Genomic DNA, 22,616 nt, shown 5'->3' on the forward strand with positions numbered 1-22,616 from the left:
TAGCGGGCCTGAGAGGAAAAGGAAGTCCGATTAGCTGGGAGCGCATTCTGTCTCTCATTCATGTTTACATGCCATTTCTTTTACAGGCCTCTGTTATCAACGTATTTATCATCGCCTTTCTATCTTGGCTATTTTCGATGACTGAGATTGCCCATGAGCAGCCCGAAAGTTCAAAGTGGACTTTCCAGTTCGGCCAGGCTAACAGTTCTTCCAGTGTATAACTTCGTCCGCCCCCGGTGTCTGCAATCCCCCCTCCTATCGACTGGCTGATAGCAAAGAGCTTTTCATTGAAAGGCGCTATAGACACAGAAAAAACATGATGCCTTGGATGACGATTCGTCGGTGCCTGATTTCTGCAACAAAGCCCGAGCCACTGTTTTTCAAGCAATTCAGGCTCTATTCGCTTTGAATTAAGAAACAGATAGTCCGCGTCCAGCTCACCACCAAATTCTAAGGATACTTTTTCTGGCGTAAACGTAAATCTCTTTGCGTTACGGGGATAGTCAAGCGCTTCCCAGCCAAAAGTCTCCCTGGGGATACTTAAGCTAAGCACGCGATACTCGTTATCTGGAAATTGTACAATCAAGTCCCCTGACTCATTGGGTGTTATACTCACAATCCGTTTGGTTATCGTTCTCGAAGCAACAGACAGGGTTGTAAGTTCATTGTTTGGCTTTGGCTGAGACTGCCTGGAAAACCCCTTTTCCATGACCAATAAGATGACTAACCCTGCCATAGCGATAACAAATGCGACTAGCAAATTCTCTCCTTATTAGATTCTACTGGCAACACATTAGCCCAAGCTGGCCATTTGCCTGTGCGCGAGATAATCCTAGCTACTTATACCGCTCAGGAAACATTTTTCTTATTATGATGCCTGACCATAGATTTGCGTCGATTTCTCTGTGCCTGATTGCGTGGCGATTTACAACATACATAATATCCATAATCAGCGCTGAAAAAGCGCCAGGGTTTCTGGAAAACTCTGTCTGCGCTTTTTCACAGTCACTATACACAGACTGAAATAATGGATTGTGTTCTAATTTTCTGGCAAGAGTTTCGTCATAGCCCATGCATGATAGTCGGCTTCTTGTTTTCGTCTTTGGTTGCCTGAGCATTTTGCTCAAATTTAGGTCGCTGAGCTTGCCTCTTAAACAATGTGACCACAAAGCAGACCAAAAACGCAAAGAGCATAACCGACATATAAACCTGTATATAGCTCACAACTCCCCCCTTATTTCCAGACATAAAAATAACCATACCATAGATACAACCACCACATGAACGAGTTGCCATCAGTGAGCCTTTTACTAACCCACTGACGCACCCCATCACCGCAACAAATGAGCTCATCAAGCGCTTTTGCGTATTAGCTGTGTTGCGCCCTGTTGGCTTGTAACCCAGGGTAAGGAAAGCAAAGCAATCATAAGCAGCAGGCCGAGCGTTATATTGGTCAACATGCCGCCTATGATAACAACCGCCAAACCTTGGTATATTTCGGAGCTCGTCGCGCCAGGCAGTAGCAAGGGCATCATGCCCACAATACTGGTCAGCGTACTTAACAGAATCGCTCTCTTTCTATGTGTGATAGCGCTGCTAATGGCTTCGATTCGGGATGCGGACAAAGCCAAATTATCCATAAAGGAAGACACCAATAGGATGCCATTATTGATCACCAATCCCATAAGCATGATGAAGCCAATGATGGTGATCATATCCAGGTTTTGATACCGAATTAGGCCAAATAAATACACGGCTAACAGGCCACCCGCCATTGAAATTGGCAAGCTGAGCATCACCACAAGCGTTGCTTTAACGGACTTAATAAACCACCAAATCAAACCGAATAAGATCACAATTGAGATAGCCAATATCTGCGCAAATTCGCTCATGAATGTGCCCATATCATCGGTGCTGCCTCGGTATTGTACAGCGACATCAAAAATTTGTTTTTGCTCGAAAAAGTCCGCAACATGGCCTTTTAGAATGGTGATAAACTTGCCAATTGGCATTGTCTCTGGGGCTTCAATATACAGCGAAGCGACCTGCTCGCTGTTAACACGCATAATCAATGAATCCGTTGGCTTCATTGCCCCTTGCGTTAATTCACCTAACCTTCGCAAGTTACCATCGGGAGTGATCACCTGACGACTCAGCAAGTCATCAACTGATGTCACCTCACGACCTTTAACATAGGCAGCAACTGCCCGGCCTTGGTTAAAGTAATCACCAATGTAATACCCATAACTCATGGCGACTAAGTAGTTATTAAGTTGCTGAACACTCATGTCTACAAATGCCAGTTTCTCTTTTTCTGGCGTGAACTCAATCACTACATCGCTTTTGACAATTTCACTATTCTCAAAGACTTCGGCACCTTGCAACTTTTCAGTTAAGTACGCCATGAGTTCAACACCGACACGGGTTAAGGTCGACAGCTCAGGGCCAACTAAATCAACTTCAATGGCTCTGTGGTTAGGTAGAGCAAGTTCAAGTAGTGCTTCTTTTTCAGCGCTACCACGGACCCCAACAATCGATGCGAGGATAGTGCTATTCAGCCAGTCATCATAAATCTCAACGGGAATATTCTTATTTGTGGCAAAATTCAAGAAACAACCTCTGGCAACACAGCGTTGCGTGAAATAATCAAATTCCGGTGCCGTATTATTTTCGATGGAGCTCAGAATGGCCTTGTTAATAGGGTCTGCCACTTGGCGTTCGATGGCCCTGGCCGATAAGTTCTTTTCAAATCGAACAAACGCAGTTACATCTCTCACCTGCGGGTTTGGCAGAACATCGAGTTCAGGTCTGAAAAACATCACCGAACACACAGTGAAAAGCACACCAAGTACAATAGACCCCATCGCCAAAGCGGGATTGCTCAATAAGGTCACAAACTTGTATGACTTTGTCTCTTGCGATTTAATTTCATATCGATTCTCAATATTGAATGCGGTGCACAGAGCAGGCAGTACATAGAGTGAATAAACCAAAGAAGCCACTAACGCAATTGAAATCACAAAAGCGAGATCTTCAAACAACTGCCCCTCTTTTGAGCTCATCAGCACGATGGGGATAAAGATTAAAACACTGGTCAATGTTGAAGAGATCAGTGCAGAGCGTACTCTCATCAAGCCTTTATACATATGTTCAAAACTGAATTTTCGCTTTAATTCTCGTTGAATGCTTTCGATGGTGATGATGGAGGCATCCACTATCAGCCCCACGGATAAAGAGATCCCGGCTAACGAGATCAAATGCAATTGTTTATCCGCAACCCACATCGCAATGAAGACAATCGACAGGGAGAATGGCACACTGGCAAACACCAATCCAATCGACGGCACATTGCGAATAAACGCAAAGATAGCGATGCAAGCCAACGCCAGGCCAAGCATTGAACTGAACGAAATGAACTTGATCGAGTCGATAATAGCCAGTGAGTTATCCATGCGCAGATCCACTCTAAAGCCACTTCTTTTTTCGAGTTTTTGGTTCATTTCCACCAGCTTCTCTTTCACCAAACTGATCGTTTCAAGTACATCAACGTCGCTAGTCGGCTGGATAAAGAAAAACATGGCAGATCTGCCGTTATAGGAAGTAGGCAGCCACTCTTCGTCCTCGATGATTTCCGTGGTGGCAACGTCTTTAACGCGTACTAGCTGTTGCCCGTTCGCTTTGATGATCACTTCACCAAGTTGCGCGAGCTTTTCTTCTCCTTTAAACACCATCTGATAAGCACGTTTACCCAGGTGTAGCTTGTCTCCCGACTGGTCATACAACTCATCCAGTGCGGTAATTACCTCATCGATCGTCACATTGTTGTGTACTAATTTTTGTTCATCAAACAGGATATTTAAGCGCAAGCGAGTACTTTGATTCGGCACCTTGACCGCTGCAACCCCTTTAATTCCGATAAGCGCCGGTTCTACTTCATCTTTGAAGACTTCAATAAAGTCTACGGTAGGCACATCGTCGCGAGCATGAAGAAAAAACGACGCCAAAGTCGAACTGGCACCGTTACTAAAGTCAAAAATCAAAGGTTTAGGCGCTTCCAAAGGCCAATTGGGCACTTGGTTTACTTTAGTTTGGATCTCCGAATAGGCTTTGGCCATATCCGTGTTGCTGTGAAAAGTGACGCTTGTCCAGGATTGACCCTTTTCGACCCAGGACACGGTACTCTTCACGTTAGCTATCCCTGCTAACTCTCTTTCTAGTGGTATTATCAGAGACTTTTCAACTTCGCTGATCGACTTCCCGGGCCAGGTGACTGCCAGGCCTATCTCTGGCAACTTCATTTCGGGCAATAGCACTTTAGCAACCCGCTGTGAGCTCATAATGCCAATGACTAAGCACAGGGCCGCAATAAATAAGATAGGCACCTGATATTTTTTTAACGCATTCATTAACTAATTTGCCCCACTACAAAGTACTGTTCACAAGTTCAACCGTTTCGCCGTCAGACAACATGTTGGCGCCCCGCACGACTAACCGCATACCATGGGTTAAGGCACCAGAAACCGTCGTCCTGGCATTAAATGACGTACCCTCGACCATGTTTACTTCAACGCGCGATGCAGACTTGTTATCATCAATCGCCCAAACATAGGAACTGCCATCCAAGTCAAAATTCAAAGCGTCGGCAGAGATACGAAATAACTTCTGCTGCGTGGTATGCACCATTTCAACACTTAAACGCTGACCAACATCGAGCGCTGAACCGTCTGGCTCGTTAAGGTAAATTCGCTTACTCTGGGTGTTTGTATTGACCACGTTACTCACTCTCTTGAGTTTGAGTGGTTGGCGGTTATATGAGAAGCTAGCCTGCTCATAGGTGCCATGAGTGGCAAATGAAAGCGGCATATCACACACGACTTCGTTATCACTCAATGGGCTTAATTGTGCAACCGGCTCTCCGCGACTCACAAACTGACCCAATTTGCTTAAGTGACGCTCTACTTCGAAATCCCCAGGTGCGCGCAATTGTGCTTTTTCACTATCCCGGGATAGCCTTGCAATTTCACTCTCTGCCAAGGCGATTTCCGCCATACTGGTTTTAACCTGCCATTTGAGCCGGTGTAATTCTGAAGGAGAAACGTGCTCACCTTGGTTTTTACGGCGCTCATACTCACTTTGGTGGAATGCCAGGTCGTGTCGTCTTTGCTCTAGTTTAATTTGTTTTTGTTGTAGTTCATTTTGTACGTAGAAATTGTCCTGGCTCGCGACCAGTTGGTTTTTTTTGACCTGGCTGCCAACGGGCAAAATTGACGTTAACTCAGCATCAACCGCAGCAGATAACACAAAGGTCCGCTGCGACATAAATTCACATGATAGAGACGATATCGCCCCGTTTTCGACTTCCTCTGCTTGTTCCACAAAGACAGCCACCCCCTGGCCTTCTTCGGCAAAGATATTCATTGCGCTTAACAAACAGCAAATCAGTGCGATGTTTTGAAATTTCACGGTGATAACTCCTTTTAAAATAAGGTCGATAGACATGGTTCAATACAGTCCTTTCGTAAGTAGGCTCATCAGTCGTCGAGCAATCGTCAACATATGACGGTTAGATTAACTTCGCGCAGTCACTTTTATATTTAAGATTGCGGAACATCTGACTACACTTCGGTTACTTGCTCTGAACTGTGGTAGCAAGTTCACTAGCGCTTTGCGACTACCAAAAGAACATCAAACTCAGTCATGATGGTGTAAGTTGATGAAAAAGGATGAGAAAACTTGGCCATTAAATACCTCTATACTTGTTGTTTTTATACTTTAACGGTGCGTGAACTATACACAAACAAAATGATAAGTACATATTTGGACTACTAGAAACGCATTCACGTAAAGTGGCAAAAAGCTTTGGTAACAGCTGGTACGCTCGGTTAATTGAGTATGAGTTCCTCCGTTATTACCCATCAGCCAATAGTATCAACCTAGTCCTGCCGCGGTACGAACCAAAGGGTTGCAGCGCGGCATGTTCAACTATTTAAAACTGACCAAACGTTATTCACCCAGAATAGGGTCAACAAATGTAATCCACTGTAATTTAGTAAATGGCTAACCTTGACTATGGTTTAGCGCGACGAGCGGTAGAACCTAAATCAACGAGGAATTGAGATGAGCGAACAAATCCCAAATGACCAAACCAAAGCTGATCCCACATGGCGCAAACGTAAATGGTCTGACGTTCAGGTTAGCGGTAAGTGGTTGGCAACCCAGACCAGTAATAAAACCACAGATTTCATTACTCAGGGTAATACGCCTGGTAACGTCGGCATTTGCTTTTCCGGTGGCGGCTCCATAGCCATGATTGCAGCACTCGGTCAGATGCGCGCACTCAACGATATGGGGGTACTTGGTCAGGCACGGGCAGTTTCAACCGTATCTGGTGGCAGCTGGGCTGTTGTACCTTTTACTTATCTGCCCGATCACATCGACGATGCAACTTTTCTCGGCCCTTTTGTGGAAGATCCTTCCACGCTGACATTAAGTACTCTAGATTACGCACCATCGGGCTATCTCGGCACAACCGTCACTCTGGATGGCATTAAGTGGGATAACATGGCGTATTCGGCTGGAAAGTTATATGTTAACCCATACTTTCCAAACAACCGGATCTGGAATTATCAAATAGCAAAGAACATTCTGGAACCATCAGGACTGTCTTCCACTCATTTCGACGGACTTATGACGCCAGTCATAGAAACCGCATGGTTTGCGTATAGTCAGGCAGATGCAGCATACATAAAAGCACAGAACCCGGGGTTACCTGACACAGTGCACACTTATCAGCAAAGTGAGGGGCGTATAAAACGACCCTTCCATTTGTGCAATACAGCCGCATTTATTACCCCGAATACAAACCCGCAAACCGGTGATATGTTGGCGCCCGTCCAGTGCACCGCTATCGCAACAGGCATCTTTGCTGACGACTTAGGTACTGTGGAAACGACGGCTACTGATTTACAACAGGTTGGTGGCGGTTTAGTGTCAAGTTATTGTTTTGACACTAAACTCACCTCCTCGGCTAAGTCCAACATCAATGCCAAACTGCCCCTGAATAATGACAATCAGGTCTCAGCGTTTTCGCTGGCTGATATTACCGCCAATAGCAGCGCGTTTTTTGCAACGGCCATTCAAGGAATGGATGGCATAGATCCTAAATATAATTACTGGTCAGCGGCAGATGTTGCTGAGGAAAAGCCGGGTGTGGCTGCGCGCTTTGCCGATGGCGGTGGCATTGAAGACAATGTTATCGCCAACCTGCTTGCCTTTGACGACATTGATCAGGTGCTGTCGTTCTCAAACGCACTGCAAAGTGTTTACCGTGATCCGGATAACTCAGACAACAGCTGGAATATTGTGGTTGATATATGGCTGCCCACTTTATTTGGATATACCCCCTACCAGCACACAGGTAATAAAGCAGGTCTGCCTACTGGCTATCATCAATATGCCAACCTCACTGAAGCCCAGTTACAGGGGCAAGGCATTCGTTACTTCAGACACAACCAGATATTTGACTCGGCACTTTTCCAGCCATTTTTACAACAACTATGGGACAGCATGGACAACTACACCAGGCCTGCGGTTTACTTCAACGACGCCATAGAGGTGATGGAAAATACCTGGTTTAACATTAAACCTCGCACCATTAAGTGGCTGTTGATCCACTATGGCCCGAATAAAACATTTGAAGCAACGCTAAAACCCGATGTAAGGGCCAAACTAGACTCATACACGGCGCACTTTTCAGGCGTTCGTAAAAAACACCCAAAACTCTATCCGCCCACACCTTTGGCCGATCAGTTTCCTAATATGGTTTTATTTGCAACTCATATGGAAGCGCCCTTAATGAACCTGTTTGCTCACTTCACCAGCTATGCGACAATCAAAGAGCGTGACCGGATCCAGACAATGTTTAAATAGCCCTGAGACTTTTTGGCGGCCGACAGGCCGCTTTGTTTCTATGTAACTTCTGGGTTTCGGGTATGCTTCTTACTATCCTCTTAACCTTAAAATCAGCTTATACACGCCAAAATAAACCAACCAGAATAGTAAAAAAGGTACAAATGCGAAGGCCAGTGTTCCGATCATAAGCCTTGATGGCTCAGTTGTGAAAAGACTTACCACGCTTAATGCCATCGCAATAATTGCAGGGGCTGGAAAAGAAAACGGAAACACCCAAATAAATGCAGGGCTAAAAAAGCAAGCTAACAGGCCACTTCGCAATGACATTTTGTTCTTTAAGCTAATATTTTCAGATTTCTTATAACCAACTAAGACAATCAGGCCAGCAATAACCATATAGGCTAAAGATAAAAATATCAGCATCCACATAAAGGCTTATCCATGTTTGTCTCTGACCATTCGTATTGCAGGGTTCTCTCTTTGGCATTAGAGACTACAATTATTGTGTACTCTTCGAGAATTAGAACTGTCGACAATAATATGCGCCATCCGCTTTTGCCGAGCTGACCTTCCTGCGCAATGGTCTGAGTAAGTCGCCAAGAACTTCTGAATCAGCTACGGAGATTGTAGATAACTCAGCCCCACGATTTGGTGCGTATTTGCTTCAATGGCCAGATGTAACTTTCGCCATGTCCGGCGTTTGTTTGCGCCGTGTTTTCTTGCGTGCCACTCGCCGTTTCAGTATACCTTCAAACCAGTACTATCAACCACGATATCAAAGCCTCCGGAAGTAATGGTATTTGGTCTTTAATGAACAGCCAGCTCTGCACTTCGCTTGCACAAACAACTTGCTTTTGAGATCTGATCACACAATGCTAGATTAGTTCAATGATTTAGGAAACAACGCAACGAGCAACTCTGAATACGGCACTTAAATGTTATCTCAAACAATTATAAGAACTAAATGAGTTATAACTGTTAACCCGTGATTTTTTGAGCTAAGTTAACAAACTCCTTGGTCTTCGCAGTTAATTCATCAAATAAATCACCACTACGATCTTCAAACTCATCTTTAATAGTATTAATCTTATCAATAAACTGAGCTTCCGTATCATCATCAAGTTTCAGCGCAACTTTTAATTTTTGCCATTCTTTATCGTGAGAGACAACTTCTGATAAAGAGCGATATATAAAACTGCTTTATTCTACGAGATATACTTTCAGTTTTATTTGCCAAAGTAAGCCATTCATCTGATTCTTCATAACCTCGATAGGGATTTGGGTTAAATACGTTATCTAGAGAAGAGATTAATTCTTGTGTCATTTTCAATGGTTCTCTATATTTGAAAACTTCGTTTTTATGTTTCCATAACTCTAAAATCACATCGCAACATTCCTTTTTTTCTTCATTAGTTGCAGTTTGTTCTTCACATTTCAAAAGAAGCTCAGCAAGATAGTTAATCATCCACTTTGATAAAGTATCGTTAGTTTATTCTAACTCATACTCTTTAATTAATTTTTGACCCAATAAGAGTACAGCGTCTAAGTTCATACAAATATCCATCAGCTTTAAGCACAAAAATTTTCACGTAGTCATCATATTGATAGTCAGGATAGCCATCGTTTCTACCATTATCCCTATCAATGACAACTTCTATAACAATATCTTTTCCTATAATTTTCAAACAACTACATAGCTCATCTATATTTGCTATTAACCGCTCACCTTTTCCTTTGCCCCTATCTCGCTTATCCCTATGCCACTTTCCCCAAATTTCAGCGATAAAAGCAGGTTCAGTTTCTCCATTTCTAGACCAAACTCCGTCTTCAACTTCTACAAGTTGACATTGGTTAACAACATCTGAACTTATAGAAACAGGTGGATAATCAATATCTCCCGCCATTGGATCAAACTGTTCGATCCCATATTCCCTTTCCCTTCTGTTTATATACCCACTCATATTAAAGTCAGGAACATGATTCTCTTGGTCGTGGCTATCTTGTCCAAGCAGTGGAATTGAGTAGATGTGATGATTGGGCTCTAGCTGCAAACTTCTTATAAGTGCGAGCGAGCTTTTAGGAGTAACTAAAGCACTTGTTATATGGACTCTTTCGGATTTTCCGTACTCACCACTAAACACAATCTCACTATATAGCTGAATAAAATCACTTTCTGGTAAAAGAATATCCATGAAATCTTGATTACTGACAGCCCATTTCCAATCTTCATCATTATATTCTTTCCCCATCCAAGGACGCTTTGGCAATGGGCAACCATTTCTACGATCTGCTTGCCATTTAGAAGTATCTACACTAACGATATGGCGGTTTAACCAAGATTCAAAGCGTTCACCATCATAATCGTCTTCTAGTACAGGATGCTCAGCTAGCAACTGCCCTGCAACTATCGCCATTGCATGCAAACCATAGTAGAAACTAAGACGATCTGTTTCTGGGTAGCTGCCGTGAGTAGAATGAGACTCACCACTATAAAGTTGTTGTTTAGCCCTAAGATCATCTTTCCAAACCCATGAACTACTACCTCCCCATCCAACAATTAAGTCCGAAGCCATTTTTTCTATTTCGGTAGTAGGAAAACCAAATACATCACTTAAATTGGGGAACCAATATCTATCCATATCATTTGTAAAATGGAAATTTGATTCCTCCTTCCCAATAGAGGTTCTCCTATACGCCCTTGTTTTAGGTTCTTGTGCCTTAGGAAATACTGAGGTATTTATTTGGCTTAAAAGGTCTACTTGTTGTGGCGTATATAAGTCATTATCAAAATCATATAGTACCAATGCTGCAACCTTAGCGTATTCTCTAATAAAAACATGCGGTTCACCTTCTGTCGCAAACTTGAAAATCGTATCAGAATACTGAGAAAAAAATAGCGGATAGTTATGAACCTCTCTGGCAACAACCATCAAAAAATGCATTTCCGCATGCATTTTATAAAATGGCAAGCGATTATCGCGGTATGCTGTATGACTCCCACCTTTTAATAAGTCAAACAAAGCTATAATTACTTTTTCTTGCTGTAAATAACAAAGACGCTTAATCATATGAGCCGAGCGCCACCTAAATTCACTCTCAGGTGAGGCTAAGCCACACCATATAAAGCCTGCAATTGAGCTTTCCATATTGCTAGGAGGAGTTAGCTCATTCCTCCAATTGCCATCCGCAACATCACCACCACAGTACCTTTCAAACCTTTGTAAAACGAACCGCAGAACATCTTCTTTATTATCAATTTTAAAATATTGGTATAGCTGTCTGAGTAAGTATTGCAAACTATTACTCGGTAGGGCATCAATATGGCTGGTTATCGTGCCTAGGATTTTAGTGAATATTTCAGCTTCGCTTTGTTGTGTAAGAGCAGCTAGATTTTCGATGTTTCTATTGGCCATATACCATGAACCAACAATATCAACACCTCTTTGCTGGATAAAACCGTCAATCACTCTTGGTATGAGTTTTTTTACTGCTGGCGATGCTTTCCACATGTGACAACAAACGTCTATTTCTTTTAATAATTCATCGTGATCAACATCATTACACTCACTAAGAGATTGAAAATATCTAGCTCTCTGGCTAACAGTTAACTTTGCTCTTAACGTACTAAATACGTCAGCCCAATTCCAACTTCGAGGTTTATCTTCATGTTCTAGTCTATTTATTAGACTTAAAAGACTCCGTTCATCATCAAACGAAAACGATTCCAGGAAATTATTAAAATAAGCAGGAAACTCAACGCTCTTAGGCTTTCGATATTCCCTTTGCGAATTATGAGAAGTATATTGCTCTTTTTTCTTACCTTCCCTTCGAGCTGCTATTTCTTCAAAATTGAACGAAGGTAGCTGAAATTCTTTTACAACACTCTCAATACCTTTGCTGACCTCTGTAGAGAACTCTTTTCTATCGCTTTTAACGTCACTAATTAATAAATTATATATGCGTTCACGCTCTTCAAAAGAAGAAGCGCCATGAAGTAATAAGCTGAAATATTTGGCATAATCCCAATGCTCTCCATAAACTTCTAACGCACAAATCATACTAGGCGAAGCAGCCTTTATTTCGGCTAAATATCTAGTAGCTACTTCAATATTTTCTTCTATCCAACCAACCTTACGCTCTCGCCATCGACTAATAATTGCCAAGCTTGACTCAGGGGATAAATAGGTAATTGATTTAACAATGCTTCCCCATGGAAATTTATGATCGTTCATTGAATGAATCAATTCAGCAACTCTTGCAAGCCTATAAGCATCCTCTGGCCTAGACACAGTATCAGCCCCTACTTCATTAGCTAATAGACAACAAGCATCGAGCATTTCTCGTGAGTTATGATCTAGTTGCTCTAATGCTTCAAACGCTATATCTAAATACGCATTTGCATCTTCATGGCTAACAACCAATGCAACTTTTGAAATATTTGCATAAGTTTGCGCTTTATCACTAGCTGATTCTAAAAAGTCGCTCAAACGTTCTGATGCTGAAGCCAGTAATTCCATTATATAAACGGAAACTTCTTCACTACTTGAGAATTGGCATAGATATTTAGCTAACTCGACCCTAATTGAAGCTGGCTGAAAGAGCTCTATCGACTCTATTTGTTCTAGAAGCTTAGTTAGTTCGCCGCAATCAACCTCTTTACTATTACACATCGCACTAAATACAGCTTTCGTCAAAAATGCCACAACACTATTAGCATCTAAGTCATAGCTGTGTTTCAGCATGTAACAGTTGCTACGAATTGTACTCAGTAATGACTCAAACAAGCCGAAAGCTTGAGCCTTATCAATTGTTCCAAATAATAATTTGGCTCTAATTTCATATACTCGCCCAAAGTATTCGATTTGCCTGCTTACTTTTTCATACGCTTTGTCATAATTATCAGAGTTCCTCATTTTTTCTTTAGGTAGCAGAATAGCTTCTGGAGATAAATCTACGCCTTTAAACGATGATGCTAAACTGAAGAAGCGCATTCCCCACTCTTTAACGTCAAAGGTCTCACCATAACTTGCAAAGTAACCATCCTGTAAAGGCCAAGCATATTTCTCTAAAAGAATCGATAGCGTTGGGCTCCCACTCTCATGGCACATATTTTCAGCTAAAATAACAGCTGCACTTCTATGCCAAGACTCTATCTCCCCATCAAAATGTGACAACTGCTTTGACAATTGAGACAAAATAGCTTTTGGTAAACTAACTTGGTGTTCATCAGCAGCAACAATTAGCCCAATAAGAATATGCATTTCATCTATTGCGGCCTCAGCAACTTTAAAAAAAGCTGAGTCAGGAAAAGGAGAATGCATCAATAGATTTATTCCTAACTTGTAGGAACATTGAGTTTGAAATAGTTTAGGTTTCCACCTGGCAATATAATCTACAACACTTTCTGGTGTTCGGATAAATAAAATCGCGAAACAAATTGCGGCAATATCTTGAGAGTCAAATTCTTCTCGATGAAATTCTTCTTTCGGTTTATTAAAGTAGTCTTGAAGCCAAGCTTCTGCCATTTCTAAAGATTGAAGGCACTCCGAATGTAAAACCTCATGAGGAGACATAATGGCCGCTTTTCGGCCTTGTTCAATACCATACCAATCGTCTTTGTGTTTTCTAAACAGTACATCCGCCACTTTACTACTTGAAGCCAACACCGACAGCAGCGCGTAATTTTTTTGAATAAATTGTGATTGGCGATCTGTTGTTTCCACTTCCTCGCTATATCTAAACAACAACTTACAAGCTAAATCATATTTTTTTGTTACTAGGCAAGCCTTAAGCGAGTATTCTATCCGGCGTTTAAAAGTTTCCCTTTTAATTATTGGATCATCAAAGTCTAAATTATCTCCCAAAGAAAGTTGGACTAGCTCGTCAAAATGCCCAACTTGGAATAATAGCCTTGGAAATGTAGTCGCAACATACGGGTCATTGAACGATTTATCTGTAAGTGCTGATACAAACTGTTCAAAGTTTTTATGTTCCGCATTAAAGTTATTCCTAAACCAAGTTTCCACTGGTTCGTCTCTAAACTGCACTCCATCATCTGAAATTCTTAGCGGATACTTCAGATCATTAATGAAACTCTTAACCCTCTGTTCATCTACACCAGCAACATTACTCAAAATATGTATAGGTACTAGCGGAGGTAATTCAGCAAGAGCGATACAAAGTAAGTTTATTTGTTCAGGAGTGTCACTAAACTTTTTAATTTCGTTCAGTGCTAACTGAACTTCATCCCCGATAAGTTCATCTGAGCTTTTTATGTCTCCCCTAATAATTTTTAAGAGTTCTTTTTTATTTTTAACACGCTCTAGATAATAGGCTTGGACTCTTGGTACACCTCTTGTATATGAATGGAACTCCTGTATCGAGTAATCGTCTACTTTATTTAAACGGCTTAATACATGACGCTTTGTTTCATCTAGAGTGAAAGGGTTAAGTTGTATCGAATGACTTTTTTGAGGTAAGGGCAGACATTTTAGGCGCTCAGTTCTTGCAACAGCTAGGATGTGAACGTCTTTTACTCCTATTTCATTCAGTACTGCGTTTACAAAAGACGTGTCATGAGCAAGCTCAGCTCCCATTACTATATTGTCTATCGCATCAAAGACAAGAACAAGCTTTGAGTTTTGTGAGCTAGCTTTTAATGACGTTATTGATTGCTCTAACCTTAGAGTGAATTTTTTAAATACTCTGTGATCTTCACTACCTGATATAGGAATAATAGGGTCACATAAGCCTGCATAAGCCAGTTCATTTGCGATTTGAATTAGCCCAAAATCAAATCTATGCCTAGGAGATGTCTCTTGCCTGTAGCTCCCTCCACCAAAACCATCGAAAACTACACAATGAAATTCAACAGGTAGAGCCTTAGCTAACTGCGAGACAATTACGGACTTTCCAATGCCTCCCTCAGCATGCAAAACCGTCAACCGATTGTTATGAATTGAGGTTACTAAATCTTTTTCTTGTGTCCTAGAAAAAAATGCTCCATTTTCTTCTATTTCTGAAGGAGCTGGCAACAAGCTACTTTTATCATCAACACCAAATTTAAGTAAAAGTTCAGGTAATCTGATTACGGGATCATCTCTGGTATCAGATAGAGTTTTCGAGTGAATTAAATCTTTTAGTCTAATTTCAACATCAGGATCATGAGAACTTGTCATGCCAATTAAGGACGCGCTCAACTGGTTAGATTGCTCATGTCTATTATCATTATGCCCATGTAAATCTAAAAGCTTAATAAACGATGGAAAGCGATTTTTAGTTCGACTAGCAGCCCTCAAAGTGTTTCTAGCATTAATTGCATGCTTTGCTGTTGCATCAGAGTGATACAATCCCTCGACAATATTTGTTGAAATTGGTCTATTGGTAACAAACTGAAAGCGTACTTTTTTATGGATAAGCTCTTTGCCATACTCATCTATCAACTCTAAGTATCTGGCACCAAAGTACTCTATTACTTCAGATATTTCTTGCGCAGACCAAGCTTTTTTTGGAGTAGTTGTAGAATATTTTAACTGACAGTATTCAACCTTCTCGGCTTCGTCAATGGCTTCACTTCCATAATAAAGAGCTGTATCTATTCCTAAAAGCCCACCATGTATTACACTATTGCCAGTCTCTTTATTAGAAATACCTTCTACAGCTACTGCGACTAGTTTGGAAGCAGGATCTAGTAGCTTTAGTGCCCTCCTTGCAGTCCAAACAATGTGAAAATCATCACCATCATTTCGATATCTAACTTTATCCTCGTGGTTCAAAAGCTTTCCCTTATTATTCTTCCGTATAATCGTTAGATGTTATACATTGAGTTGGCCTTGTTAATCAAATCCAGATAGCTTAGGCAACACTGCGATTTCAGCTGTTTCCCTGATATTCAGGCATACCTGGCCCTGCCATTCTATTGAGCACTTTCACTTTGATCATCGCTTCAGTGTGCTGCTGATTGAATCCAAGACTGAGCAGCTTGTCACCCATTAGCTGTTTATCCCGATACATTGCCGTTTCCGCCAGTGAACGTTGAAGGTAGTTCACACACTTTTTCCACTTACTGCTACCTATATGCTTTGTTAAAATGACCGCGCTGTTGGAAGCATGTCCATCCTCTCAGAACTACGCGTTGCACCTTGGTGGGATCACTGCGTCGGCCTTTTTGGCTGCTACTTCGGCATAACAGCCTCTAGTATCATATGCGCCATCCGCTTTTACCGAGCTGACCTTCCTGCGCAATGGTCTGAGTAAGTCGCCAAGAACTTCTGAATCAGCTACGGAGATTGTAGATAACTCAGCCCCCACGATTTGGTGCGTATTTGCATCAATGGCCAGATGTAACTTTCGCCAAGTCCGACGTTTATTTGCACCATGTAATCATGCCAGTTAGTGATACGCTTGTCTTTCAAAGTTCAGTCTCGGTGTTTGCTTTCAAGATCTGATCACACAAGACTAAATTAGTTCAATGACTCTAGAAACAACGCCTGTAATCGCCGGTAATGGTAACTTCTTACAATTGCTCTACAGTTAACAAGACCGTCTCGATATTGAAAGGAATTGTTATGCGCCCCCTCAAACTTTCTCTGCTCAGTGCAGCCATCACAACATTATTAGCCTGCTCTAGCGAACCGTCAGGCTCAGCTGACTCAAATAATACCGCCTCCAGCCAAGACCCGATGTTTTGCCCGGCAAATATTAATTGGGTTACCAACCCAAATAGTCCGCCCAGTGAAATCCCAGGCGGCGGGCAGAATTTGTGTCAGTTTTACCAGTTTTCATGGCAATGGTTTATTTCGTTGCTGAATGCACCCGATGGTAAAGAGCGTACTTTTTTAAACGAAGACCGCTATGCCATATATATTGGCGGTGGCCAGAACTCCTGTGCCCCCAATACCTTGCAGTCCAAATTGTTTGTCAGAGGCCCTAAAGACCCGCATACCACAAACGAAGACTTTACCGCACCCCATGAGATGAATCAGGCTCTGAACAATGCGGTATTGTACGACCAGAACGGTAATATCGTATTATATGAAACCCGTTTTGATCGTGGCATGTGTAATGTCGCTCAAGGCTCAGCAACGCTGCCTGCGGGCACAACCGAAATCAAAACATCCTGGCGCAAGATCAGTGAAAAAGACAAACCAAACTATGTTTGGGTGCGCTCCGATACCAATAATAATGGCGAGCTAGATGCCGATGAAGTGTATGGCATGGTCGGTTTTCATTTAGTCATTAGTACCCCGAGTCACCCTGAGTTTATCTGGGCCACCTTTGAGCACAAATACAATGCACCGGATTGTCAAAAGGCAAACCAGCCGGTCTCGGACTGGAGCTTTGCCAGCGAGCAATGCACAGCATCCTTACCTTATCCGGACACGGGTTGTAACTTTAATAAAACCTTTGACCCAGACTCGAAAGGCGATTCACCACTTGAAGGCCCTCCGACTGAGGTTTGTCAGGTATACGCGCAAGGCACCGCAGAGGGGGATAACCAGGCCGAGCACAACCGCGCGAATATTATCTCGCTAAATGAGCAGCTGAATAACGTGTTTAAACGCATGCCAACCTATAATTCGCTACGAGTACTGGCCAAGTATGAATTGGTTGGTGGGCTGTGGCTGAATGACGTGGCCCAACCCTCCAGCAATCGCGATAATCAACGCGGCTCTATCCAGCTTGCCAATACCACCATGGAAACCAATGCCCAGCAAGGGCGCAAATTTAATGAAGTGGTCTATACGGGCCCTGAAAACCTAACACCCGCAACAAACTGCTTTGATTGCCATGCGTACTCGGGCCCCACCAAAAATGCCGGTGTGAGTCACATCTTTAACTACATACACGGTTCAACTAAGTAGCCTGCCTAAACAGCTGGTAGCCTGAGTCATTCAAGCTACCTCTGTCAAATCAATAATATTTGTAAAAACATCGATTAACCTTGCGTTTTGTCTGTGTTTAAACTGAGATTTTATGTCTAAAATAGGGTAAATCTCTTAACATCCAATTGAGGAAAATCATGATTGAACAAGGACAAGCCTTACCCCAAGCGACATTAAGTGAGCTGACAGCAGATGGCATGGTGACACACCATAGCGACAGCCTGTTCGCAGATAAGAAAGTTGTACTTTTTGCGGTCCCCGGTGCTTTCACGCCGACCTGCTCTGCGGCTCATTTACCAGGCTTCGTAACACTTGCTGATAAAATCAAGGCCAAAGGCGTGGATATCATCGCGTGTGTGTCTGTGAATGATGCTTTCGTGATGAAAGCCTGGGGAGAGGCACACAATGCCAGCGAAATAATGATGCTGGGTGATGGCGACGCCAGTTTTACCAAAGCCCTTGGGTTGGAAATGGACACAGAAGGATTCGGTGGGATCCGCTCACAGCGCTATGCCATGATAGTTGACAATGGTGTTGTAACAACCCTGCTGGTTGAAGCGCCTAAAACCTTTGAGGTCAGCAAAGCAGAAGTGGTCCTGGAAAAACTATAAGCCGAGTTTTTAACCGAGGGAGTGTGAACTCAACGAGTGTCAACTCAGCGAGTGTGAACTCAACGAGTCTTCAGCTCCCTCATTTTGGTCTTGCGAACAAGCCAATCTGCTGCCTCATTGTCTGTATCAGCTAATTCACATGTAAGGGAGTAACCTCGTGACAGTCAAATTTGAACGAGGATGGGATATCAAACACGCTCAGTCAATTGCTAAACTCTACGACCAAGCATTTGGTAGTAAGTTTTCTCATGCCATCCCCGACAAAGCAAAGCGAGTTGCCGTTCTGCAGAATTGTTTTATACCCAGGTACTCGTTCGTCGCACTGCATAATGACACGCCGATTGGGATCGCGGGATTTAGTGATGGCTATGGTGCGCTAACAGGCGGCCTGGGTATTATCGGGTTAATTAAACATTTGGGTCTACCGGGTGGTATACGTGCTGGCCTGCTATTCAGCCTGTATGAACGCCAGCCCGATTTGAATGGACTGGTTATGGACGGGATCGCCGTTCAGGAGGCCTATCGTGGCCAGGGAATAGGTGCTCAGCTATTGGACTGTATTGTTACTCATGCCCAGAGACACAAGTATTCGTCAGTGCGCCTGGATGTCATAGACCGCAATGCCAGAGCAAGAAAACTCTATGAAGCTAAAGGGTTTGTCGCGGTTAAAACAGAGCATTTTCCTTATTTAAACTGGTTGCTCGGTTTTTCAGGCTCAACAACAATGCAGTTGAACCTGTCACCTGGTTGATATTAACCGACTAACTCAACGCTTAGCTACTGGGCGCTTTTAAAGACCAACAATCTCCCGCAGCGCCGCTACATGACCCAGATAAGCGAGTTCTCCATCACGGGTTAGAGACAACCAGGTACGCTGGCGAGCCAGACTGGTACGTTTGCTCAGCGTGATATAGCCGGCCTGCTCCAGCGCTTTGACATGCTTAGATAACACCGAATCACTGACCGAAAGCTGTGCTTTTACAACAGAAAACTCCATTTCTGCGACGCTTTCAAGCAAGGCGCAGATCTGTAACCGGTTATGGGCATGGATCAGCGGATCAAAACACGCTTTAGCCATTATTTGTGTCCTGTGATATCCACTCGCCTGCAGGTAACTTGTGTAACCCTACACTACACAAAATCCCAATCAGTAAACCTGCCAGATAAGCAAATTGCCAGCTCTCTTGCTGTGTAAGATGGTACCCCAACAGGACGATAAATGCGCTAAGCAGAGCCAGTGCAAGGTTACGGGCGGTGCTTTTAGAGTTATTGCCAAGCGGGCTTTTTACGCTAACACCCGAAAGCTTGAGATAAAAGGACCAGCCCGCCACCAGAGCTATCAGGGCGGATGAAGTACTGAGCGCAAAGAAAGTCCAAAGGCTGCTATGACTAGCCTGTGCACTGGTAATGGTGGCCGCAGCGGCCAGCAAGCTTATTATTCCATTCAGCCAAATGGGTGGCCTGAGTAAAACAAGCGCCTGTCGTTTCGCCTTGCCCGACAGCGCCAGAGCAGCCCGTGCCGCATCCACATCTGCTTTAGTGTCTTTATTCATTGTCATTCCTTTACTTTCCATTATGGAAACTAAAGACTAACAGTGACTTTCCATAATGGCAAGTGATGGGCGGTTAATTTATCGCCTATTCTTTGCCAATTAAAGACAGCAGCTGCTCCCCTGCCATAATGGCATTACTTTCACCCGCAAAGACGTTTCCGGCTTGTTTCTCTACAAAAACCTCATGCAGCCAGCTACTGATGTCTTTGTTAAACATCAGCAAAAATTCGATTGGAAACGAAGAGTTGGTAGCCTGAGCGTCAAGGCGTTCGGCGACTTCATCTATCATCAAGGCGCCATCGTTGAATTCAATACAAAAATAGAGCGTGTTGGCGAGCTCTTTATATAACCTGGCAACATTTTTAAAGCGCGCCTCAGAATACCCATTGAGCTCTATGAGGCCCGTTTCAGATTCCAGTTCACCCAGTGCACCGACGATTGACTCAACATCATCTTCTTCAATCGGACTGTCTGACCAAAATTCCTCTGCACTCAGCGCCTGTTTATTAAGACGTTGGTCGGCCTCACCTGCGGACGCTTCATCCAGGTCAAAAAACAGTTCGTCAAATTTGTCTTCTTCCGGCTCCTGATAAGGAAAGGCGTCCTGGAAAAGCTCAACATTGTCTTTCAGTTTCAATCTGCCATTGAACAATTTAGCACTTCTTTTTAGTGCCTTGAGCACCGAATCAGAGCCGCTGCCAAAGCGACTTCCTTTGCCCAAAGAATCCAGATAAAACTGTTTGAACACTTCGGTAGAGTCGCGAATTTGCCTGACCAAACGACGCATGTTGGTCAGATCTTTCTGTAGTGAAATATAATGAGTGACCTCACCGGCGTCGTTGGTGATCGCCGAGATGTTCCATTCTACCGGATACATGGAACCGTCTTTACGGTAATTCACCGACGAGCCATAAAAATAGCCATTTTTTTCCAGCGCCGGGCTGAGACGGGCCAATACCCTGCGGTTGCTCTTTGGCCCCTGTAATATTGACGTCGACTGCCCCACCAACTCAGCAAGTTCGTAGCCAGTATGACGACAGAATACCTGGTTTGCGTACACAATACGGTAACCATGGTTACGATCCGCATCGGTTACCACAATGGCATGCTGAGAATTCATCAGGATTTGTTTGAGTAATTCAATTGGAGAGGAGTTCTCCATTAGCTGACCGAAAAACAAGGTTTCTTCCATTGACGGATCATGAGTATTCATTGGCAACTCGACTCTTATTTAATCTTAGATACGCAACCCGAACTAGGGTTATATCAGGCATATACGCTATCTGTGTGTGAGTATAACTATAGTGCACAATACGCACTGCCATGAACTTTTGTTCAGACTAAAAAAGCACTGCATTAGGGTGACGAACAGCCCAAACGCCGTGCTTTTTTTCGAACTCCCTTTAGTTACTGCGCCTGGCGAAGCTAAAGGATGGCTCTGCTTTTAACCGGCCACTGCGATCATGTGGCGTGGTATAAAAAGACACATTCAACCTGTCATGCTGGTTATCTAATTCAATGTGCGCAAAGCCCCAGATAAAACTTTTCGACCACACCAGATCGTATTCCGGATAGCGCTTTTCTTGCTGCTGGGCAAAGGGCGTATGGGTGCCACGCATTTTTGCAGCCGCGCCGCTGATGATCAGCGGAAGTTTAGGTTTAGTATTGCCCGGCATGACGCGACTGCAATCATCCGTCAGTAATTCCAAATCATGTTCATGCCCGGCAATGTACGCATCAGCATACTGGCACAGCTCAGGTAAAATAAGCCGTCGTAACACATGGCCTTCGTCATATTTGGTGCCGCCAATCGACCACAATATATGGTGTCCGTACACCAGTTTCCATTTTGCTTTGGAATTTTTCAGCCCGTTAGCCAGCCATGCCAGCTGACGATGATCCTCACCGTTAACGGGCACTTCATGACGTTCAATGTCTTCTACCTCAGCCTGGCCGGAAGCCAGTGCACTGGCCAACCCCTGCTCGCTGCCGTCGGGCCGCAATGGCACCTCGTAGTAGTGCTGGCCTGAAAGCAGCATATTGGTATCCAGTACAAACAGCTCCACATCATTGCCCGGCTCCCCAATTGTGTAGCTGTAATAGCCCTGGGGCGACATGGTAAAGTTTGGCTGCTTTGCCATCCATTCGGTTTGTAGCTTGACCCCTTTGCGTGAGGTTTTCCAGTCGTGGTTGCCCAGCGCAGAATACACAACCAGATCAGGCTGTTGGGCAAATAAAGGCTGTAGTGGTTTTAAGATCAAATCATTCATACGTTGTTGATCGTCTTTACCATCGTTGGCGCCCGCCCCGTCTGGGTAAATGTTATCGCCCAGCTGAATGGCAAAGTCACAGCGTTTTTGCTGACACAAGGTTGCCATAGCCTTACCCGTGGCAATCGCCCCGGTCTGCTCTGTGGCAATGTCAGTATCAGGATAAACGTAGATAGGCGCATGATTAAACTCATCAAGCGGACGGTGTTCTTGCAGCCAGTCGGCTTTTTCAGCGGCAATAAACTGCGCCTTATTTTTTGGCTTTTCGATATGTTTTAGTTTTGGATAGTCGGGATGATAGCCGCCATCGCCAAAGGCCAGGAAAGAAATAGTGTCAGCCGACATCGCTGAGCCGCAAAGCACGCTCAGGCAGCAAAGAACAAGTGG

General features: G+C 43.5%; 16 protein-coding genes and 2 pseudogenes. 4 read left to right on the forward strand and 14 right to left on the reverse strand.

Annotated elements, in window-relative coordinates:
* Positions 1-64: 64 nt before the first annotated feature.
* The 4 genes from TW77_RS08100 to TW77_RS08120 form a co-directional block, all read right to left on the reverse strand.
* On the reverse strand, positions 65-760 hold the full coding sequence (locus TW77_RS08100; protein ID WP_046004455.1) for a hypothetical protein: 696 nt from the start codon (positions 758-760) through the stop codon (positions 65-67).
* A gap of 302 nt (positions 761-1,062) precedes the next feature.
* On the reverse strand, positions 1,063-1,353 hold the full coding sequence (locus TW77_RS25400; protein WP_046004457.1) for a hypothetical protein: 291 nt from the start codon (positions 1,351-1,353) through the stop codon (positions 1,063-1,065).
* Positions 1,353-4,406 (reverse strand): efflux RND transporter permease subunit, encoded by a 3,054-nt coding sequence (locus TW77_RS08115; RefSeq protein WP_046004458.1) that lies wholly within the window; start codon positions 4,404-4,406, stop codon positions 1,353-1,355. Before TW77_RS08115 ends, TW77_RS25400 begins: the two co-directional genes overlap by 1 nt.
* Positions 4,407-4,422: 16 nt before the next feature.
* A complete protein-coding gene (locus TW77_RS08120; protein WP_162197950.1) occupies positions 4,423-5,463 on the reverse strand; it encodes an efflux RND transporter periplasmic adaptor subunit in 1,041 nt (346 codons plus the stop codon).
* 654 nt (positions 5,464-6,117) lie between these two features.
* Between TW77_RS08120 and TW77_RS08125 the strand changes: the two genes are divergently transcribed.
* Positions 6,118-7,929, forward strand: a complete 1,812-nt coding sequence (locus TW77_RS08125) for a hypothetical protein (RefSeq protein WP_046004460.1) — start codon at positions 6,118-6,120, stop codon at positions 7,927-7,929.
* A gap of 72 nt (positions 7,930-8,001) precedes the next feature.
* Here TW77_RS08125 and TW77_RS08130 read toward each other — a convergent pair whose 3' ends face one another.
* The 6 genes and pseudogenes from TW77_RS08130 to TW77_RS25770 all read right to left on the reverse strand — a co-directional run.
* A complete protein-coding gene (locus tag TW77_RS08130; protein WP_046004461.1) occupies positions 8,002-8,340 on the reverse strand; it encodes a hypothetical protein in 339 nt (112 codons plus the stop codon).
* A 109-nt stretch (positions 8,341-8,449) separates the two neighbouring features.
* Positions 8,450-8,685 (reverse strand): annotated as a pseudogene (locus tag TW77_RS25760) (transposase); the annotation flags it as partial.
* 379 nt (positions 8,686-9,064) lie between these two features.
* The gene (locus tag TW77_RS25110) at positions 9,065-9,376 is read right to left on the reverse strand and encodes a hypothetical protein (protein ID WP_156158625.1); all 312 of its coding nucleotides are present in this window, start codon (positions 9,374-9,376) and stop codon (positions 9,065-9,067) included.
* 43 nt (positions 9,377-9,419) lie between these two features.
* On the reverse strand, positions 9,420-15,686 hold the full coding sequence (locus tag TW77_RS08135; protein ID WP_046004462.1) for an ATP-binding protein: 6,267 nt from the start codon (positions 15,684-15,686) through the stop codon (positions 9,420-9,422).
* Between the two features lie 97 nt (positions 15,687-15,783).
* Positions 15,784-15,960, reverse strand: a complete 177-nt coding sequence (locus tag TW77_RS25765) for a hypothetical protein (RefSeq protein ID WP_156158626.1) — start codon at positions 15,958-15,960, stop codon at positions 15,784-15,786.
* A gap of 78 nt (positions 15,961-16,038) precedes the next feature.
* Positions 16,039-16,278, reverse strand: a pseudogene (locus TW77_RS25770) (transposase); the annotation flags it as partial.
* Between the two features lie 200 nt (positions 16,279-16,478).
* On the opposite strand from TW77_RS25770, the gene TW77_RS08145 reads away from it, so the two are divergent.
* The 3 genes from TW77_RS08145 to TW77_RS08155 all read left to right on the forward strand — a co-directional run bounded on the left by TW77_RS08145 (position 16,479) and on the right by TW77_RS08155 (position 19,157).
* Positions 16,479-17,774: a hypothetical protein gene (locus TW77_RS08145; protein ID WP_046004463.1), complete on the forward strand. Its 1,296-nt coding sequence runs from the start codon at positions 16,479-16,481 to the stop codon at positions 17,772-17,774.
* A 158-nt stretch (positions 17,775-17,932) separates the two neighbouring features.
* Positions 17,933-18,406: a peroxiredoxin gene (locus TW77_RS08150; RefSeq protein WP_046004464.1), complete on the forward strand. Its 474-nt coding sequence runs from the start codon at positions 17,933-17,935 to the stop codon at positions 18,404-18,406.
* Between the two features lie 157 nt (positions 18,407-18,563).
* On the forward strand, positions 18,564-19,157 hold the full coding sequence (locus TW77_RS08155) for a GNAT family N-acetyltransferase (protein WP_046004465.1): 594 nt from the start codon (positions 18,564-18,566) through the stop codon (positions 19,155-19,157).
* Positions 19,158-19,196: 39 nt separating this feature from the next.
* Here TW77_RS08155 and TW77_RS08160 read toward each other — a convergent pair whose 3' ends face one another.
* The 4 genes from TW77_RS08160 to TW77_RS08175 form a co-directional block, all read right to left on the reverse strand.
* The gene (locus tag TW77_RS08160) at positions 19,197-19,484 is read right to left on the reverse strand and encodes a transcriptional regulator (RefSeq protein ID WP_046004466.1); all 288 of its coding nucleotides are present in this window, start codon (positions 19,482-19,484) and stop codon (positions 19,197-19,199) included.
* Positions 19,477-19,959, reverse strand: a complete 483-nt coding sequence (locus TW77_RS08165; protein ID WP_046004467.1) for a hypothetical protein — start codon at positions 19,957-19,959, stop codon at positions 19,477-19,479. The genes TW77_RS08160 and TW77_RS08165 overlap by 8 nt, the downstream gene beginning before the upstream one ends.
* An 85-nt stretch (positions 19,960-20,044) precedes the next feature.
* Positions 20,045-21,172: a PAS domain-containing protein gene (locus TW77_RS08170; RefSeq protein ID WP_046004468.1), complete on the reverse strand. Its 1,128-nt coding sequence runs from the start codon at positions 21,170-21,172 to the stop codon at positions 20,045-20,047.
* 190 nt (positions 21,173-21,362) lie between these two features.
* Entirely contained in the window at positions 21,363-22,574 is a 1,212-nt protein-coding gene (locus TW77_RS08175) for a metallophosphoesterase (RefSeq protein ID WP_428838743.1), read from the reverse strand.
* Positions 22,575-22,616: the final 42 nt, after the last annotated feature.

This window comes from Pseudoalteromonas rubra (genome assembly GCF_000967655.1).
GTDB classification, from domain to species: domain Bacteria; phylum Pseudomonadota; class Gammaproteobacteria; order Enterobacterales; family Alteromonadaceae; genus Pseudoalteromonas; species Pseudoalteromonas rubra_A.

Bases quoted from the DNA above. Each gene is read 5' to 3' on its own strand.
- TW77_RS25400 (WP_046004457.1), bottom strand. From the start codon at position 1,353: ATGAGCTCATTTGTTGCGGTGATGGGGTGCGTCAGTGGGTTAGTAAAA.
- TW77_RS08115 (WP_046004458.1), bottom strand. From the start codon at position 4,406: ATGAATGCGTTAAAAAAATATCAGGTGCCTATCTTATTTATTGCGGCC.
- TW77_RS08125 (WP_046004460.1), top strand. From the start codon at position 6,118: ATGAGCGAACAAATCCCAAATGACCAAACCAAAGCTGATCCCACATGG.
- TW77_RS08130 (WP_046004461.1), bottom strand. From the start codon at position 8,340: ATGTGGATGCTGATATTTTTATCTTTAGCCTATATGGTTATTGCTGGC.
- TW77_RS25110 (WP_156158625.1), bottom strand. From the start codon at position 9,376: ATGATTAACTATCTTGCTGAGCTTCTTTTGAAATGTGAAGAACAAACT.
- TW77_RS08145 (WP_046004463.1), top strand. From the start codon at position 16,479: ATGCGCCCCCTCAAACTTTCTCTGCTCAGTGCAGCCATCACAACATTA.
- TW77_RS08150 (WP_046004464.1), top strand. From the start codon at position 17,933: ATGATTGAACAAGGACAAGCCTTACCCCAAGCGACATTAAGTGAGCTG.
- TW77_RS08160 (WP_046004466.1), bottom strand. From the start codon at position 19,484: ATGGCTAAAGCGTGTTTTGATCCGCTGATCCATGCCCATAACCGGTTA.
- TW77_RS08165 (WP_046004467.1), bottom strand. From the start codon at position 19,959: ATGAATAAAGACACTAAAGCAGATGTGGATGCGGCACGGGCTGCTCTG.
- TW77_RS08170 (WP_046004468.1), bottom strand. From the start codon at position 21,172: ATGAATACTCATGATCCGTCAATGGAAGAAACCTTGTTTTTCGGTCAG.
- TW77_RS08175 (WP_428838743.1), bottom strand. From the start codon at position 22,574: ATGTCGGCTGACACTATTTCTTTCCTGGCCTTTGGCGATGGCGGCTAT.